The organism is Pseudomonas sp. K8 (assembly GCF_014889455.1).
Lineage (GTDB): Bacteria > Pseudomonadota > Gammaproteobacteria > Pseudomonadales > Pseudomonadaceae > Aquipseudomonas > Aquipseudomonas veronii.
Window position 1 is genome coordinate 95,069 of record NZ_VJWO01000001.1, and the last position, 15,317, is coordinate 110,385.

Sequence of the window (15,317 nt, forward strand, 5' to 3'; positions counted from 1 at the left end):
GGCGCATGCGAACGCGCATTCTACCCGGAATCGTGGGTGAGGAAAGTGGCGTTGTTCCCCAATGCAGGCATGAGCCCGTGAGAGGGCCCATTTAAAATAAGGGCTTTTACCGGAACTTCAACCCATGGAGTGCATTGATTTCGCAGATAAAGCCCCGCCAATGCATTGCCTGGGGGTCCACAGGCGCTTTCTGCTAAGATGGCGGCTCTGTTACTTAAGGTGTCTGATCATGGCGTTTCGCCCTCTTACAGCCCGCGCGCCCAGCGTGTTGCTTCGCGAAGCCAAGCCGTTGAAAGCCATCTTCAGCCATGCGCAACGCCTGGGCCACCTGCAACGCCTGGTTGAAAGCCAATTGCAACCGGCAGCGCGGGAACATTGCCATGTCGCCTCGTGGCGCGAGGGCAACCTGCTGCTTATTGTCACAGACGGCCATTGGGCGACACGCTTGCGCTATCAGCAAAAACGCTTGCAGCGACAATTGATGGCGTTTGACGAATTTGCCAGCCTGACGCGTATCCAATTCAAGGTGCAACCGCCGACCGTTCCGCAAGGCGCGGCGGGGCACACCATGGATTTATCGGCGAATGCGGCCGAAACCATTCAGGCAACGGCCGACGGCATCAGCGATCCGGGTTTACGTGCGGCGCTGGAACGCCTCGCCGCGCACGCCAAGCCCAAAGCCTGATCGGCTATCTACGCTTGCTGCCGCCCAGCAACGACCCCAGCAAGCCCCGCACCAATTGGCGCCCCACCTGATTGGCGGCCTGTTGCATGGCTGACTTGAGCGCCTTGCCGGCCGCAGTCCCGAGGAATGCCCCGGCTCTGTCGGTAAAGCTCGGCTCTTCGCTCACCGGCTTGGCTTCTTCGGCTTCGGCCGGGCCCAACGCCTTGCGCGCCATCAGCACTTCATAGGCCGATTCGCGGTCAATCGGCTTGTCATAGCGGCCCTGCAACGGCGAACTGGCAATCAGGGCGGCGCGTTCGGCGTCGCTGAGCGGGCCGATCCGCGATTGCGGTGGCGCGACCAGCACGCGCTGGACGACTTCCGGCGTGCCCTTTTCCTGCAAAGTGCCCACCAGTGCCTCACCGGTGCCCAGCTCTGTCAGGACCGACAACGCATCAAATGTCGGATTGGGCCGAAAACCGTCCGCCACCGCGCGCAGTGATTTCTGCTCTTTGGTGGTGAATGCGCGCAGGCCATGCTGGATACGCAAGCCAAGTTGCGCCAACACGCTGTCAGGCAAGTCCCCGGGCGATTGCGTGACGAAATACACACCCACGCCTTTCGAGCGAATCAACCGCACCACCTGTTCGAGGCGGTCCTGCAAGGCCTTGGGCGTATCGGCAAACAATAAGTGCGCTTCGTCGAAAAACAGCGCCAGCAGCGGTTTATCGGCATCGCCGCGTTCGGGCAACTGCTCGAACAGTTCAGCCAGCAGCCATAAAAGGAAGGTTGCGTACACCTTGGGGGCTTCGTGGACCAGGCGGCTGGCGTCGAGCAGGTGGATACGCCCGCGACCATCGCTGGCGGGGTGCAAAATATCCTCGAGCTGCAGCGCCGGCTCGCCGAACAACGCTTCCGCGCCCTGCTGCTCCAGCACCGCCAGGCGCCGCAACAGCGCCTGGCTGGAGCCGGTGGTCATCAGCGCCGCATCTTCACCCAGCAGTTCCGGGTGGTAGCGCAAGTGATTGAGCAGCGCCTTGAGGTCCTTCAAATCCAGCAGTAACAGGCCTTCGCGGTCCGCCACCTTGAAGGCGGCATACAACGCTGACTGCTGGCTGTCGGTGAGCTCCAGCAGGCTGCCGAGCAGCAACGGCCCCATTTCACTGATGGTGGTACGCAATGGATGACCGGACTGACCGTGAATATCCCACAGCGTGACCGGATACGCCTTGGCCGTGTAATTCAGGAAAGGCATGCCGGCGATGCGCTCGGCCACCTTGCCCTGGGGGTTGGCCGCAGCGCCGAGACCACAAAGGTCGCCCTTGATATCCGCGGCGAATACCGCCACGCCCGCATCGCTGAACGCTTCTGCCAGGCGTTGCAGGGTGACGGTCTTGCCAGTGCCCGTGGCACCGGCAACCAACCCGTGACGATTGGCCAGGCGCATGGCCTGGGCGATGGGCTGGCCATCGAGGCCGGCGCCGATAAGGAGTTGCGTGGAGTCAGGCATTTCGTCACCTATGGTTAATCTTTCGTGCCGCAAGGTCGATACACATCAATGTAAGACCCACAAAGTCTAAAAACAGATCAGACAGCTCCTACAGGGACCTCACAGGGCTATCGCCAGAAATATCACACCTTTTTTGACGCTACCATTCTGCGCATCCTATAAGGACGCATTTTGGATATTAAGACCTTAGCGGACCCTTCAGGCCATGAATAAAAACCTGCGTTTCAGCCACAAAATCCTGCTTGCTGCCTCCCTTATCGTCATCGCCGCCTTCGCGCTGTTTACGCTTTATAACGACTACCTGCAACGCAACGCAATTCGCGAAGATCTCAACAATTACCTGCATGAAATGGGTGATGTCACTGCCAGCAACATTCAAACCTGGCTCACCGGACGCATTGTCCTGGTGGAAAACGCGGCACAAAATATTGCGATCAATCCCGACCCCAAGGTGGTCGCCAGCCTGCTGGAACAGAAAGCCCTGACCTCCTCGTTCATGGCAACCTACGTGGGCGACAGCCAGGGCGCGTTCACTATCCGCCCCGACACCAAGATGCCGGACGGTTTCGACCCACGCGTTCGTCCTTGGTACAAAGGCGCCCAGAGCAGCAATGGTTCGACCCTGACCGAACCCTATATCGATGCCGCGACGGGGCAATTGATCATTTCCATCGCGACCCCCAGCGCCCAGGGCAGCCAGAGCATCGGCGTGGTCGGCGGCGACCTGAGCCTGCAAACCCTGGTGGACAACATCGGCGCGCTGAACTTCGGCGGCATGGGCTATGCGTTCCTGGTCAGCGCCGACGGCAAGGTGCTGGTACACCCGGACAAAAACCTGGTGATGAAAACCCTGGCCGACGTCTACCCGAAACACACGCCGAAGATCAGCGGCGACTTCAGTGAAGTCGAGGCCAACGGCAAGGACAACATCGTGACCTTTACACCGATCAAGGGCCTGCCGTCGGTGAACTGGTACCTCGGTATTTCCGTGGATAAAGCCACCTCCTTCGCCATGCTCAGCGAATTCCGCACCTCGGCGATCATCGCCACGATCATTGCCGTGGTAATCATCATCGCCTTGCTCGGCATGCTGATCCGAGTGCTGATGCAACCGCTGCACGTGATGACTCGCGCCATGCAGGACATCGCCGATGGCGAGGGCGACCTGACCCGTCGCCTGACCATCCAGAATCACGACGAATTCGGCATCCTGGGTAATGCGTTCAACCGCTTCGTGGAGCGGATTCATACGTCGATCCGCGAAGTGTCCTCGGCCACCGGGCAGGTCAATGAAGTCGCCCTGCGGGTGGTCAGCGCGTCCAACTCGTCGATGATCAACTCCGACGAGCAGGCCAACCGCACCAACAGCGTCGCCGCGGCCATCAACCAATTGGGGGCCGCCGCCCAGGAAATCGCGCGTAACGCCGCACAAGCCTCGAACCAGGCCAGCGATGCGCGGCACTTGGCCGAAGACGGTCAGCAGGTGGTTGAACGCAATATCAAGGCAATGACCCAGTTGTCCGCGATGATCAGCGCTTCCAGCAGCAACATCGAAGCACTTAACAGCAAAACGGTGAATATCGGGCAAATCCTCGAAGTGATCACCAGCATCTCTCAGCAAACCAACCTGCTGGCGCTCAACGCCGCCATCGAGGCGGCGCGCGCCGGGGAAGCCGGACGTGGGTTTGCGGTGGTGGCCGACGAAGTGCGTAACCTGGCGCACCGCACCCAGGAATCGGCACAACAGGTGCAAACGATGATCGAGGAGCTGCAAGTCGGCGCCCGGGATTCGGTCAGTACCATGAGCGAAAGCCAGCGCCACAGCCTCGACAGCGTGGAAATCGCCAACCTGGCCGGCGAACGCTTGAACAGCGTGACCCAGCGCATCGGCGAGATCGATGGGATGAACCAGTCGGTCGCCACCGCCACCGAGGAGCAGACCTCGGTGGTCGAGTCGATCAACATGGACATCACCGAAATCAACACGCTCAATCAAGAAGGCGTGGAAAACCTGCAATCGACCCTGCGCGCCTGCGCCGACCTGGAACAGCAGGCGGCACGGCTGAAGCATCTGGTGGGCAGTTTCCGTATCTGACTGACACCACAGAACCTTGTGGGAGCACAGGTCCGCCTTGCGCCCACATTGACCTTTATCAACTTGAGCGCGCGCGCCCCCAATTCCGATCGAACATCTATCATTACCTCAGGTCCACGTAAGGAGAGCTACGGATCGGAGGAATGTTCATCGTGCATATCGCGGACATCACCATGTTCTACGCCCCCGCCAGCGGTGGCGTACGCACTTATCTCGACGCCAAGCACCGGCGTCTGACGCTCAAACCCGGCATTCGCCACAGCCTGTTGGTCCCCGGCGCGCACTTGAGCGAACGGGATGGGATATTCAAGGTGCCGGCCCCCGCCCTCCCCTTCGGCAAGGGCTACCGCTTCCCCCTTCGGCTCGCGCCTTGGCGAAATGTCCTGCACGATTTACAGCCCGATCTGATCGAAGTCGGCGACCCCTACCTGACCGCCTGGGCGGCGCTGGATGCACGACGCCAACTGGATGTGCCCGTCATTGGTTTTTATCACTCGGATCTGCCGCTGCTGGTGAGTAACCGCATGGGGTCGTGGTTTACCCCGAACGCTGAAGCCTACGTCAGCAAACTCTATGGGAATTTCGACCGGGTACTGGCGCCCAGCCAAGTGATGGCTGACAAGCTCATCGGGCTTGGGGTGAATAATGTCTTCGTGCAGCCGCTGGGGGTCGACCTGCAGACGTTCTGCCCGGACGTCCGCGACCCGGGCTTGCGCGCCGAACTGGGGATCGGCGCGGATACCCGGCTGCTGATCTTCGCCGGGCGCGGTTCCAAGGAAAAAAACCTGCCGCTGCTGCTCAACTGCATGAAACGCCTGGGGGACAACTACCACTTGCTGTTGGTGGGCTCCGGCATGCCGGCCAGCGTGCCGGACAACGTCACCGTAATCGATGGGTTCCGCCCCGCCCAGCATGTCGCCCGGCTGATGGCCAGCGCCGACGCGCTGCTGCATGGCGGCGATCAGGAAACCTTCGGCCTGGTAATACTGGAGGCCATGGCCTGCGGCATACCGGTGGTCGCCGTGGCGGCCGGCGCATTTACCGAGATCATTGACGAGCGCTGCGGCCTGCTGTGTACGCCCAATAATCCACGGGCCATGGCCGATGCGGTGCGCGAACTGTTCGGTGCCGACAGCCGTCGCCTGGGCGCGCAGGCTCGGCGTCATGTCGAACAGCATTACGCCTGGGAGACGGTCGTCGACAGCCTGTTGACGCACTATTATGCGGTGCTGGGCAGCCACAAGCCGATGCTCGCCCATGGATGAGCGCTCGGTACTGCTGGTGCTGCACGATGTAGCGCCGCAGACCTGGGCCGACTACCGCCCATTCGTCGCAGCCGTCGACGCGTTGGGCGGCGTGCCCATCACCTGGCTGGTGGTGCCGGAGTTTCATCATCATGACCCCCTGACCACCCATGGCGACTTTCGCCGTCTGCTGGACAGCCGCGTGGCCAAGGGCGATGAGCTGACCTTGCACGGCTACTACCATTGCGACGATCAACCGGCTCCGCGCACCCCCAAAGCCTGGTTCATGCGGCGCCTGTATACCCATGAGGGTGAGTTCTACCAACTGCGCCAGGATCAGGCGCTGCAGCGTATCAGCGATGGCATCGAGGTATTCCGTCGCTACGACTGGCCGCTGCAAGGCTTTGTCGCTCCCGCCTGGCTGATGAGCCGCGGCACCCGCGAGGCACTGCGCCAATTGCCGCTGACCTACACCAGCGACCCGCAGCATTTGTACCGGCTACCCGACTTCACGCCGGTCAACGCCCCGGGGCTGGTGTGGAGTGCGCGCAGTGCCTGGCGCCGAGGTCTGTCCAAGTGTCTCAGCGATCGACGGGAACAGCGCTGGCAGGCGGCCCCGGTGATTCGCCTGGGACTGCACCCGGTGGACATGCGCCACGATTTTTCCCGCCGCTACTGGCTTGAAACCCTACAACGCCTGCTCAATGCCGGACGCACACCACTGACCAAGGCCGCTTGGCTGGCCACCCAGCCATGAGCCGGGTGATCTGGCTGCTGCTGGGCCTGCTGCTGGCGCTGGCGATCCCCGTGTGGCTGGGAGGTGGCGAAACCGTTACGCGCCTGAAGCAATTCCCGCTGCCTCAACTGTCGCTGATGTTCGGCATGATTATCCTGTGCTGGCTGATCAACAGCGTGCGTATCCGCTTATTACTGGGCGAGCAACGCGGCCAACTGGGGCGACTCAACAGCCTGGGCGTGGTGATATCGACCGAATTCGCCATGTGCGCCACGCCCGGAGGTAGCGGCGGGCCACTGACACTGATGGTCCTGCTGGCGCGCAACGGCATACGTCCGGCCCATGGCAGCGCGGTGTTCGCCATGGATCAGTTGAGCGACTTGCTGTTTTTTTTCTGCGCACTGGTGGGGATCGCGTTGTACGCAGTGTTCCACAGCCTCAGCCCACGCCTGGAGTGGCTGTTGGGGCTCAGTGCGGCATCGATGGTGGGCGCAGTGTTCAGCGCTGTGCTGCTGGTGCGCTTTCATCGCCGCCTGATACGCCTGAGCGGCACCTTGCTCCAGCGATGCAAGGTAAGCGCCGCGACTCGCCGGCGCTGGGCGCGCAAAGTGTTGCGCTTCCTGGCGGCATTTACCCAAACGCTGAAATTGCCGTGGCGCACCCTGTCCGCCGTGTTTGCCTTGACCAGCCTGCATTGGATACTGCGCTACAGCGTGCTTTACCTTGCGGTACAAGGGTTGGGAGGCGATGTGCAGTGGGCCTGGAGTTTCCTGATCCAGATGCTGTCGTTGACGGCGGGCCAGTTCAGCCTTATGCCCGGCGGGGCCGGTGCGGCGGAGTTGACGTCAGCGGCCTTGCTCGCGCCCTGGCTGGGCAAATCCAGCGCAGCGGCGGCGATTCTGATCTGGCGGGCGGTGACCTACTATTTCTATCTGCTGGCCGGTGGGCCGGTGTTTCTGCTGATGCTCGGCAGGCCGCTGCTCAAGCGTCTGTTTCAGGGGACGCCGGCCGTTTCTGCAACTCGTCCCACAATTGGGCTGCCCCAGGAAAGTCAGTACCATCCTCGGCCTCCAGCTCATCCGGGTCATAGCGACTCAGACACCCCTCGCCCAACGTAGCGGGCGCCCTGGACGTAGCTTTATCGAGTGGATCGGTCATGGGCTTGTCCTGCTGGGCAGATCAATGAAAAAAGGCCTGGGACGATTTAACGCCCAGGCCCTTCATTCTTCAATCAAAACGCGTTGATCAGAACACGACTGTTTTGTTGCCGTGTACCAGCACGCGGTCTTCCAAGTGATAGCGCAGGCCACGGGCCAGGACCATTTTCTCGACGTCACGGCCGAAGCGCACCATGTCATCAATGCTGTCGCTGTGGCTGACACGCACCACGTCCTGCTCGATGATCGGGCCGGCGTCCAGTTCTTCGGTGACGTAATGGCACGTTGCGCCAATCAACTTCACGCCACGCAGGGAAGCCTGGTGGTACGGTTTGGCACCGACAAACGACGGCAGGAAGCTGTGGTGAATGTTGATCACCTTGCCGGCGTATTCGCGGCAGAGTTCCGGCGGCAGGATCTGCATGTAGCGCGCCAGCACCACGACGTCGGTTTCATGCTGCTTGACCAGGCGGGACACCTCGGCGAACGCCGGTTCCTTGTCCTGCGGGTTGACCGGCACATGGTAGTACGGGATGCCATGCCACTCGACCATGCTACGCAGGTCGTCATGGTTGGAGATCACGCAGGCGATCTCACAGTCCAGCTCGTCGCTGTGCCAGCGGTGCAGCAAGTCCGCCAGGCAGTGCGATTCACGGCTGGCCATCAACACCACACGTTTTTTCTGCTCGGTATCGCTGATGTGCCAGATCATCGAAAACTCTTCGGCGATCGGCGCAAACGCCTCGCGAAACGCCTCAAGGCCAAAGGGCAGCGTATCGGCACGGATTTCGTGGCGCATGAAGAACCAACCGCTGAGATTGTCCGAGTGATGGCTCGCCTCGGTGATCCAGCCGTTGTGGGAGGCCAGAAAGTTACTGACTTTGGCAACGATGCCAACCCGGTCCGGGCAAGCGATCACCAGCCGAAAAGTGTGCATTAGGGGAAAACTCCAGAACTTCGCAAAGGCGGTCATTCTAGCGATTACGCAGAAAAACTGCAGTATCCGTTGACGCTTATTCTGCCCTCGCCTTGACCACACCCCTTAATAACGTAGGGTTTTACCACCGCTATATGCATGTGCATCGGCACGCTCAGGCAGTTAGCGGAAATTAAGCAGGTAGTCTTTGCCCATACCCGCTACTAATTAACTCGTTTGCATAGATTTGCCACAAACATTCAAAGTAATTCACATAAATGTTCCCTTAAATGTTTACTTGGGGAAATAGCCTGACTATTATTGGGCCACTATCCCTGTCAATCAGCGCTCTACATAAGGTAGTCCACATGTCCCTGATCAACGAATACCGTGCCACCGAAGAAGCTATCAAAGAGCTGCAAGCCCGTTTGAAGAATCTGTCCCAAGACGACAAACTGCAAACCGAGCTGGAATTCGAAGGCAAACTGCGTACCCTGATGGGTGAATACTCCAAATCCCTGCGTGACATCATCGCGCTGCTGGATCCAGAGTCTAAAGTTAAAGCACCGCGCGGCGCAGTGAAAACTACCGGCACCAAGCGTGCCCGCAAGGTCAAGCAATACAAAAACCCGCACAACGGCGAAGTGATTGAAACCAAAGGCGGCAACCACAAGACGCTGAAAGAGTGGAAAGCCAAGTGGGGCGGTGACGTGGTTGAAGGCTGGGCTACCCTGCTGGGCTAAGCCTCGCCAGGCTCTTGCCTGATACGCGACAGACGAAAAACGCCAGCTTGCTGGCGTTTTTTATTGTCTGAATAATCTGCAATTGCCTGATTACAGATTGAACCGAACGGCTAAAGAGTCAGCATACTCCTGCCATTGATCCAGCACCTGACGCTGAAACGGCGTGGCACTAACAGCCAATTCAATACGAGCACGTTTAAATGCCTCCAAGGTATTGGGTGCCCCCCATTCGCCATCTGACAAGCGTTGCTGACAGAAAAGTTTCCAGCGTTGTTGCTCCTCGCTGTTCAAGGTTGCAGGAAAGTTGCGCGCACGGTAGCGAAATAATAATTCCGGCAAACGCTGATCATCAAAGGGCCACTGCTGCCGCGCCAATTGCGCCGGCTCTGCCGCGCGGACTTGTTCGCACAAACGACGGTCGCGGTCACCGATAAAACCATCATAGAGCTGCTGCTCCGGGTCCGAACTCGGTGCAAAATCTTCCTCGGCATAAATCTCCGCCAACTTGTCGCGCCAAACTTCCTGTGCGTCAGTTAGCCGCAGCGCCCGCGCCTGATAAGCGTCCATATCCAATTGCAGTCGTTCACGGTCTTGCGCCCGCAGCACATTCAATGGCGCCACCACCGGGCAGCGGTTGATATGCAACAACTTGAGCGGTACCGGTAACTCGCCTGCGGCCAGGTCATCACGACGGGTGTAGAGGCGCTGACGCAAGGTATTGGCGTCGAGGTCCAGCAGCCCTTGCGGATCAAGGCCCAGGTCACAGACGATCAATGCGTTGCGATTGCGCGGGTGCCAGGCCAGGGGCAGTACGACGCCGAGGAAATGGCGCTCGGCCGAAAAACGCCCGGAGATATGCACCATCGGTTGCAGCAGCCGCACCTGGTCCATCACCCGTTGCTTGCTGCGCAATTGGAATAGCCAGTCGTACAACCTGGGCTGTTTTTCACGGACCAATCGGGCCAGGGCAATGGTCGCGCGCACGTCGGACAACGCATCGTGGGCCTGGCCATGGGCGATCCCGTTGGCCTCGGTCAAACGCTCCAGCTTGAGGGTGACACGCCCATCCTGCTCGGGCCAGACGATTCCCTCCGGGCGCAGCGCGTAGGCGGTACGCATCACATCGATCAAGTCCCAGCGGCTGTTACCGCCCTGCCATTCACGCGCGTAAGGGTCGAAGAAATTGCGATAGAGGCTGTAACGGGTCATTTCATCGTCAAACCGCAGGGTGTTGTAACCCACCCCACAGGTACCGGGAGCCGCCAGTTCGGCATGCACCCGCGTCATGAAATCGGCTTCGGCCAAGCCTTTTTCCGCCAGCATGCGCGGGGTGATGCCGGTAATCGCACAGGCGGCCGGATGGGGCAGGATATCGTCGCTGGGTTGGCAATACAGGTTGACCGGCGGGCCAACCTCGTTGAGGTCGACATCGGTGCGAATACCGGCGACCTGGAGGGGACGATCGCTGCGCGGGTTGATGCCGGTGGTTTCATAGTCGTACCAGAAAAGAGTGGTCACGGGCTATTCCTGTGCTGAAGATCGACAAAGTCTAGGCGCTGGAAGGTGCCTGAGGCCAGCGCCAGATCAACTGTATAAACATCCAGCAAAACCTTGAATGGTTGCTTCCATCGCCGACACTGCTAGCATCCGTGTCTTCCAACCGCTCTGCGCTGCCAAGGATCGCGATGCCATCAGCTCCATTGGATACCCGTTACCAGATCGAGACCCCAGAGGGCATCGACCTGCCCTTGCGCCCGGCCGGCCTGCTGCCACGTGCGCTGGCTTTCGCCTTCGACCTGGGCGTGCGCGGGTTGCTCATGGGCATCCTGCTGGTTCCGTTGGCCCTGCTCGGCAACATCGGCATAGGGCTGGGCTCGTTGCTGCTGTTCCTGGTCAGTTGGTGGTACATGGTGCTGTTTGAAGTACTCAACCAGGGCTGCTCGCCGGGCAAGCAGGTCATGGGGATGCGCGTGGTACAGGATGACGGCACGCCCATCGGCTGGTCGGCCTCACTCATCCGCAACCTGCTGCGCTTTGTCGATATGCTGCCGTTCGGCTACTTTCTCGGCGCCATCAGTTGCCTGCAGCACCCTAACTTCAAACGGCTCGGTGATCTGGCGGCCGGCACGCTGGTGGTCTACCGCGAACTGCCATTGGCACGTCCCAAGGTGCCGCAGGCCCCTGCCCTGCGCCTGCCATTTGCCCTGGACCTGAGCGAACAGCGCGCCATCCTCAATTTCGCCGAGCGCCAGGGCGAACTGTCCGCCGAGCGAGTACAGGAACTGGCCTCGATCCTCGCCACGCCCCTGCAGGTGTCCCCGGCTCGCGCTGTCGAGCAGCTCAACGGCGTGGCCCGTGGCTTGCTGGGGCCGACATGAAACAGAGCCTGTTCGAAAGCCGTCATCAGCCCCAATGGCAAGCATTCGCCGAACAACTGACGCAGTTGGAACAAGGCAAGGCCAAGGCCGCTGAGCTGGCTGATTTCCCTCATCAGTATCGACGCCTGTGCCAGCACCTGGCCATGGCCCAGGAGCGCGGCTACAGCAGTTACCTGGTGGACCCGCTGCAACAACTCGCCCTGCGCGGCCACCAACAGCTGTATCGCCACCGCAGCCAATTGGGTGCGAACGTATTGGCTTTCCTGCTGGCCGGTTTCCCCCGGCTGGTGCGTGAACAGTGGCGCTTCGTGCTGATCGCCAGCCTGCTGTTCTTCGGCAGCCTGTTGGGTATTGCACTGCTGGTGTACCTGTTTCCCGAACTGATCTACAGCGTCGTCAGCCCCCAGCAGGTGGCCGAGATGCATAGCATGTACGACCCGGACGCCAGTCGCCTGGGCCGCGTCGCCGAACGTGCATCCAGTGAAGACTGGATGATGTTCGGCTACTACGTGATGCACAACATCGGCATCGCCTTCCAGACCTTTGCCGCGGGCTTGCTGTTCGGCCTGGGCAGCGTGTTCTTTCTGATATTCAACGGCCTGATCATCGGTGCGATCTCCGGGCACCTCACTGAAATCGGCTACGGCCAGACCTTCTGGTCGTTTGTCATCGGCCACGGTGCCTTCGAACTCAGCGCAATTGCCCTGGCTGGCGCGGCAGGCTTGCAGTTGGGCTGGGCGTTGATCGCCCCGGGGCACCTGACACGCGGTGAATCCCTGCGGCTGGCGGCACGTAAAAGCGTGCAGATGCTCTGCGGCGTCATGCTGTTCCTGCTGATCGCAGCATTTATCGAAGCCTACTGGTCTTCCACCACCGCGATCGCGCCTTGGATCAAATACCTGGTGGGCGCGGGGCTCTGGCTACTGGTGGCCGCCTACCTGACCCTTGCCGGACGGACTCGCCATGCGCCTGAGTGATGCCAGCGTAGTGATTCGCCCGCGAACATCATGGGAAGCCATGGACCTGGGCGTGTTAATGGCCCAGGAACATCGACTACTGCTGATGGCCAGTTGGGCGCTGGTGAGCCTGCCGATATTCATCGCGCTTAGCGTTCTGTTGTGGCAATACCCGTCCACGGCCTTGTTTGTGTTCTGGTGGTTGAAGCCGGCCTTCGACCGGCTGCCCCTGTATATCCTGTCCAAGGCCCTGTTTGGCGAGACGCCCAGCCTGAAACAGGCCGTGCGTCACTGGCCGCGCCTGCTCAAGGGCCAACTCCTGGCCAGCCTGACCTGGCGGCGACTGAGCCTGAGCCGCAGCTTTTTGATGCCGGTCAGTCAACTCGAGGGCCTGGATGGTCAGGCGCGCCAAAAACGCCTGGGCGTGCTGCAGCAACACAACGCCGGCACAGCGCACTGGTTGACCACGCTCGGTGTACACCTGGAAATCGGCCTGTGGTTCGGCTGCATGGCGCTGTTCTATCTGTTCATCCCCCAGCAGGTTGAACTGGATTGGGACTGGCAACGGCTGGCCCTGGCAACCGGCCCGGAGGGGTTGTGGCTGGAACACCTGAGCAACGCTTTCTACGCGCTGGTCCTGGTGTTCTGGGAACCGATCTACGTCGCCTGTGGTTTCAGCCTCTACCTCAACCGTCGCACCGTGCTGGAAGCGTGGGACCTTGAGCTGGTTTTTCGCCGCCTGCGCCAGCGCCTGAGCAGCGCGGCCCCGTTACTACTGCTGGTGATCGGGCTGATGCTGCTGCCGCTGGGCCGACCCGCGATGGCCGATGACTCGCCCCCCACCCGGCAAGTCACCCCCCAATCCGCCAGCCAATCGATCAAGGCGCTGCTGGACAAGCCTCCGTTCAAAAATCCGGAAACCGTCACGCGCTATCGCTTTGCTGACGAAAAACCCAACACCAAGCCCCAGGCACGCGGTGAGGGCAAACTACCGGCCTGGCTGCAAGCACTGCTGGACAACTTCAACAGCGACGCCTTCAAGCACCTCGCCCAAGGCCTGGAGGTGCTGCTGTGGAGTCTGTTGGCGGGCGGCGTGGCGTTGCTCGCCTGGCGTTATCGCGAGTGGCTGCGCACCTTTGTCAGCCGGCGCGGGCCACGCCAACCCAAGCTCGCCAAACCGACACCCACCCAACTGTTCGGCCTGGAGCTGGGCGCCGAAACCCTGCCCGATGACATTGCCAGCGCCGCCGAGCGACTATGGCCCAACCACCCCAGGGAAGCCCTGGGCCTGTTGTATCGCGGGCTGCTCAGCCGGTTACTGCACGACTTCAACCTGCCACTGAAAACCGCCGACACCGAAGGCCAGGTCCTGGAACGCGTTCAACGCTTGCAACTACCACAATTGCTGGCATTCAGCGACGAATTGACCCGGCACTGGCAAAACCTCGCCTATGGGCACCGCCTTCCGCCCACGGTGGTACAGCAGCAGTTGTGCAACGATTGGCGCACTCTGTTCAGCTCGGGAGTCGCCCGATGAAGCGGCCATTGCTGTGGGTGGGGTTGCTGCTTGCTTGCCTGCTGGGGGCGAGCGGCCTGTATGTGTGGCACAAGGCAATTCCTTATGACGAAGTGGTGGATCGCGGCCCTTCACCCGAAGTATTGGGCAATCCCTACCTGGCGGCCGAACACTTTCTGCGCCAGCAAGGCCTGGCGGTGGAACGTGCCAGCGGCCTTGAACGGCTCTCCGATCTGCCCCCCAATGGCCGCAGCCTGTTGCTGCTGGGCGAACGCGACAACATGACCCCGCGCCAGGTGGATCAACTGCTGAACTGGGCAAAGTCCGGTGGCCACCTGCTGGTGGTGGCCGAAGCGCTGTGGGATGAAGAAACCGCTAAAAGCGGCGACCTGCTGCTCGACAGCCTGCATATCCAGCAGACCTTGAGCGACGAATCCGAGCAACCCGCTCCGGCACGCAAACAGAAAAAACCGGACCTGACCAAGCTCTATGTCGACAATGAAACCGCCCCGGCGTATTTCAGCTTCGATACCGACTTCAATCTCACCGACCCCAAGCACCTGGCCCAGTTTTCCGCCAACAGCGCCAGGTCCAGCCACCTGATGCAACTCAATCTCGGGCAAGGCCGTGTGACAGTCGTCACCGACAGCGACTTATGGAAAACCCCGGGAATCGGCCAACACGATAACGCCTGGCTGCTGTGGTACCTCAACCAGGGCACCGACGTGAGCCTGCTGTTCAACAGCGACGTGGACGACCTGTTCACCTTGTTGATGCGCTATTTCCCCCAGGCGCTGGTGGCGCTCGCCGCGCTGATCGCCCTGGCGCTCTGGCAGGCCGGCATGCGCCAAGGCCCGATCCAGGCGCCAGCGCCCAAAGCACGCCGACAACTGCAGGAACACTTGCAGGCCAGCGCCGACTTCCTGCTGCGCCGCAGCGGCCAGGGCACCCTGTTGCACGCCTTGCAGCGCGATATCCTGCGCGCCGCAAGGCGGCGCCACCCTGGCTTTGAACACCTAAACACCGCAGACCAGTGGCAGGTGCTTGAACACCTGACGCGCCAACCCTCTCACGTGATCAGCCAGGCCCTTGGCCCCCTTGCGGCAAAACGGCTTTCCAGCGCCGATTTCAGCCGCCAGGTGGCGTGCCTGCAAACGCTCAGGAATGCACTATGACCCCGCGTTCTGTGACGAAGGTGCGTGGTACAACGCCAGCAAGAGGGCGCTGCGCCTCGACTCTGAGGTTCAGCGCCTCGTGAGATCCACACCCAGAGTGAGAACCAACCTGGAGTGCCTGATCCGTCGCCTGATTGCCCCGGCCGAGTCTCTGGACGCACAAGCCCCGGCAGACCTCAAAGGCCGCGTTTGGTTATATCGCATTTGTGCGGCAAGACTGTCGGTCG

General features: G+C 60.9%; 13 protein-coding genes and 1 pseudogene. 11 read left to right on the plus strand and 3 right to left on the minus strand.

The annotated features are described in order from the left end of the window. The first annotated feature begins 229 nt into the window (after positions 1-229). The gene (locus tag INT12_RS00450; protein WP_017847108.1) at positions 230-685 is read left to right on the plus strand and encodes a DUF721 domain-containing protein; all 456 of its coding nucleotides are present in this window, start codon (positions 230-232) and stop codon (positions 683-685) included. Between the two features lie 4 nt (positions 686-689). Here INT12_RS00450 and INT12_RS00455 read toward each other — a convergent pair whose 3' ends face one another. Continuing rightward, positions 690-2,174: a helicase HerA-like domain-containing protein gene (locus INT12_RS00455; RefSeq protein ID WP_017847107.1), complete on the minus strand. Its 1,485-nt coding sequence runs from the start codon at positions 2,172-2,174 to the stop codon at positions 690-692. Between the two features lie 205 nt (positions 2,175-2,379). Between INT12_RS00455 and INT12_RS31845 the strand changes: the two are divergent. From INT12_RS31845 to INT12_RS00475, 5 genes and pseudogenes are all read left to right on the plus strand, one after another. Continuing rightward, positions 2,380-3,411, plus strand: a pseudogene (locus INT12_RS31845) (cache domain-containing protein); the annotation flags it as partial. A 93-nt stretch (positions 3,412-3,504) separates the two neighbouring features. After that, on the plus strand, positions 3,505-4,269 hold the full coding sequence (locus tag INT12_RS31850; RefSeq protein WP_370737559.1) for a methyl-accepting chemotaxis protein: 765 nt from the start codon (positions 3,505-3,507) through the stop codon (positions 4,267-4,269). Between the two features lie 143 nt (positions 4,270-4,412). Then, positions 4,413-5,534 (plus strand): glycosyltransferase family 4 protein, encoded by a 1,122-nt coding sequence (locus INT12_RS00465; RefSeq protein WP_017847105.1) that lies wholly within the window; start codon positions 4,413-4,415, stop codon positions 5,532-5,534. Next, positions 5,527-6,270, plus strand: a complete 744-nt coding sequence (locus INT12_RS00470; protein ID WP_193039592.1) for a DUF2334 domain-containing protein — start codon at positions 5,527-5,529, stop codon at positions 6,268-6,270. Before INT12_RS00465 ends, INT12_RS00470 begins: the two co-directional genes overlap by 8 nt. Next, entirely contained in the window at positions 6,267-7,367 is a 1,101-nt protein-coding gene (locus INT12_RS00475) for a lysylphosphatidylglycerol synthase transmembrane domain-containing protein (RefSeq protein WP_057004534.1), read from the plus strand. Before INT12_RS00470 ends, INT12_RS00475 begins: the two co-directional genes overlap by 4 nt. Before the next feature lie 127 nt (positions 7,368-7,494). Here the strand turns inward: INT12_RS00475 and purU are convergent, their stop codons facing one another. Beyond that, the gene (gene purU, locus INT12_RS00480) at positions 7,495-8,343 is read right to left on the minus strand and encodes a formyltetrahydrofolate deformylase (protein ID WP_017847102.1); all 849 of its coding nucleotides are present in this window, start codon (positions 8,341-8,343) and stop codon (positions 7,495-7,497) included. A gap of 347 nt (positions 8,344-8,690) precedes the next feature. Between purU and mvaT the strand changes: the two genes are divergently transcribed. Next, positions 8,691-9,065, plus strand: coding sequence for a histone-like nucleoid-structuring protein MvaT (gene mvaT / locus INT12_RS00485; RefSeq protein ID WP_005790963.1), 375 nt, complete (start codon positions 8,691-8,693; stop codon positions 9,063-9,065). Between the two features lie 90 nt (positions 9,066-9,155). Here the strand turns inward: mvaT and sbcB are convergent, their stop codons facing one another. Continuing rightward, entirely contained in the window at positions 9,156-10,583 is a 1,428-nt protein-coding gene (gene sbcB, locus INT12_RS00490) for an exodeoxyribonuclease I (protein WP_017846069.1), read from the minus strand. Between the two features lie 167 nt (positions 10,584-10,750). Between sbcB and INT12_RS00495 the strand changes: the two genes are divergently transcribed. Genes INT12_RS00495 through INT12_RS00510 form a run of 4 tightly spaced genes read left to right on the plus strand, consistent with a single transcriptional unit; the run spans position 10,751 to position 15,090 of the window. Beyond that, positions 10,751-11,443 carry an RDD family protein gene (locus INT12_RS00495; protein WP_026139913.1) on the plus strand — a complete coding sequence of 231 codons (693 nt, stop codon included), beginning with the start codon at positions 10,751-10,753 and terminating at the stop codon, positions 11,441-11,443. Continuing rightward, positions 11,440-12,420 (plus strand): stage II sporulation protein M, encoded by a 981-nt coding sequence (locus INT12_RS00500; protein ID WP_193039590.1) that lies wholly within the window; start codon positions 11,440-11,442, stop codon positions 12,418-12,420. The genes INT12_RS00495 and INT12_RS00500 overlap by 4 nt, the downstream gene beginning before the upstream one ends. Next, the gene (locus tag INT12_RS00505; protein WP_193039589.1) at positions 12,407-13,936 is read left to right on the plus strand and encodes a DUF4129 domain-containing protein; all 1,530 of its coding nucleotides are present in this window, start codon (positions 12,407-12,409) and stop codon (positions 13,934-13,936) included. Before INT12_RS00500 ends, INT12_RS00505 begins: the two co-directional genes overlap by 14 nt. Then, positions 13,933-15,090, plus strand: coding sequence for a DUF4350 domain-containing protein (locus INT12_RS00510; protein ID WP_193039588.1), 1,158 nt, complete (start codon positions 13,933-13,935; stop codon positions 15,088-15,090). The genes INT12_RS00505 and INT12_RS00510 overlap by 4 nt, the downstream gene beginning before the upstream one ends. The last annotated feature ends 227 nt before the right edge of the window (positions 15,091-15,317 follow it).

Bases quoted from the DNA above. Each gene is read 5' to 3' on its own strand.
- INT12_RS00450 (WP_017847108.1), top strand. From the start codon at position 230: ATGGCGTTTCGCCCTCTTACAGCCCGCGCGCCCAGCGTGTTGCTTCGC.
- INT12_RS00455 (WP_017847107.1), bottom strand. From the start codon at position 2,174: ATGCCTGACTCCACGCAACTCCTTATCGGCGCCGGCCTCGATGGCCAG.
- INT12_RS31850 (WP_370737559.1), top strand. From the start codon at position 3,505: ATGATCAACTCCGACGAGCAGGCCAACCGCACCAACAGCGTCGCCGCG.
- INT12_RS00465 (WP_017847105.1), top strand. From the start codon at position 4,413: ATGTTCATCGTGCATATCGCGGACATCACCATGTTCTACGCCCCCGCC.
- INT12_RS00470 (WP_193039592.1), top strand. From the start codon at position 5,527: ATGGATGAGCGCTCGGTACTGCTGGTGCTGCACGATGTAGCGCCGCAG.
- INT12_RS00475 (WP_057004534.1), top strand. From the start codon at position 6,267: ATGAGCCGGGTGATCTGGCTGCTGCTGGGCCTGCTGCTGGCGCTGGCG.
- purU (WP_017847102.1), bottom strand. From the start codon at position 8,343: ATGCACACTTTTCGGCTGGTGATCGCTTGCCCGGACCGGGTTGGCATC.
- mvaT (WP_005790963.1), top strand. From the start codon at position 8,691: ATGTCCCTGATCAACGAATACCGTGCCACCGAAGAAGCTATCAAAGAG.
- INT12_RS00495 (WP_026139913.1), top strand. From the start codon at position 10,751: ATGCCATCAGCTCCATTGGATACCCGTTACCAGATCGAGACCCCAGAG.
- INT12_RS00500 (WP_193039590.1), top strand. From the start codon at position 11,440: ATGAAACAGAGCCTGTTCGAAAGCCGTCATCAGCCCCAATGGCAAGCA.
- INT12_RS00505 (WP_193039589.1), top strand. From the start codon at position 12,407: ATGCGCCTGAGTGATGCCAGCGTAGTGATTCGCCCGCGAACATCATGG.
- INT12_RS00510 (WP_193039588.1), top strand. From the start codon at position 13,933: ATGAAGCGGCCATTGCTGTGGGTGGGGTTGCTGCTTGCTTGCCTGCTG.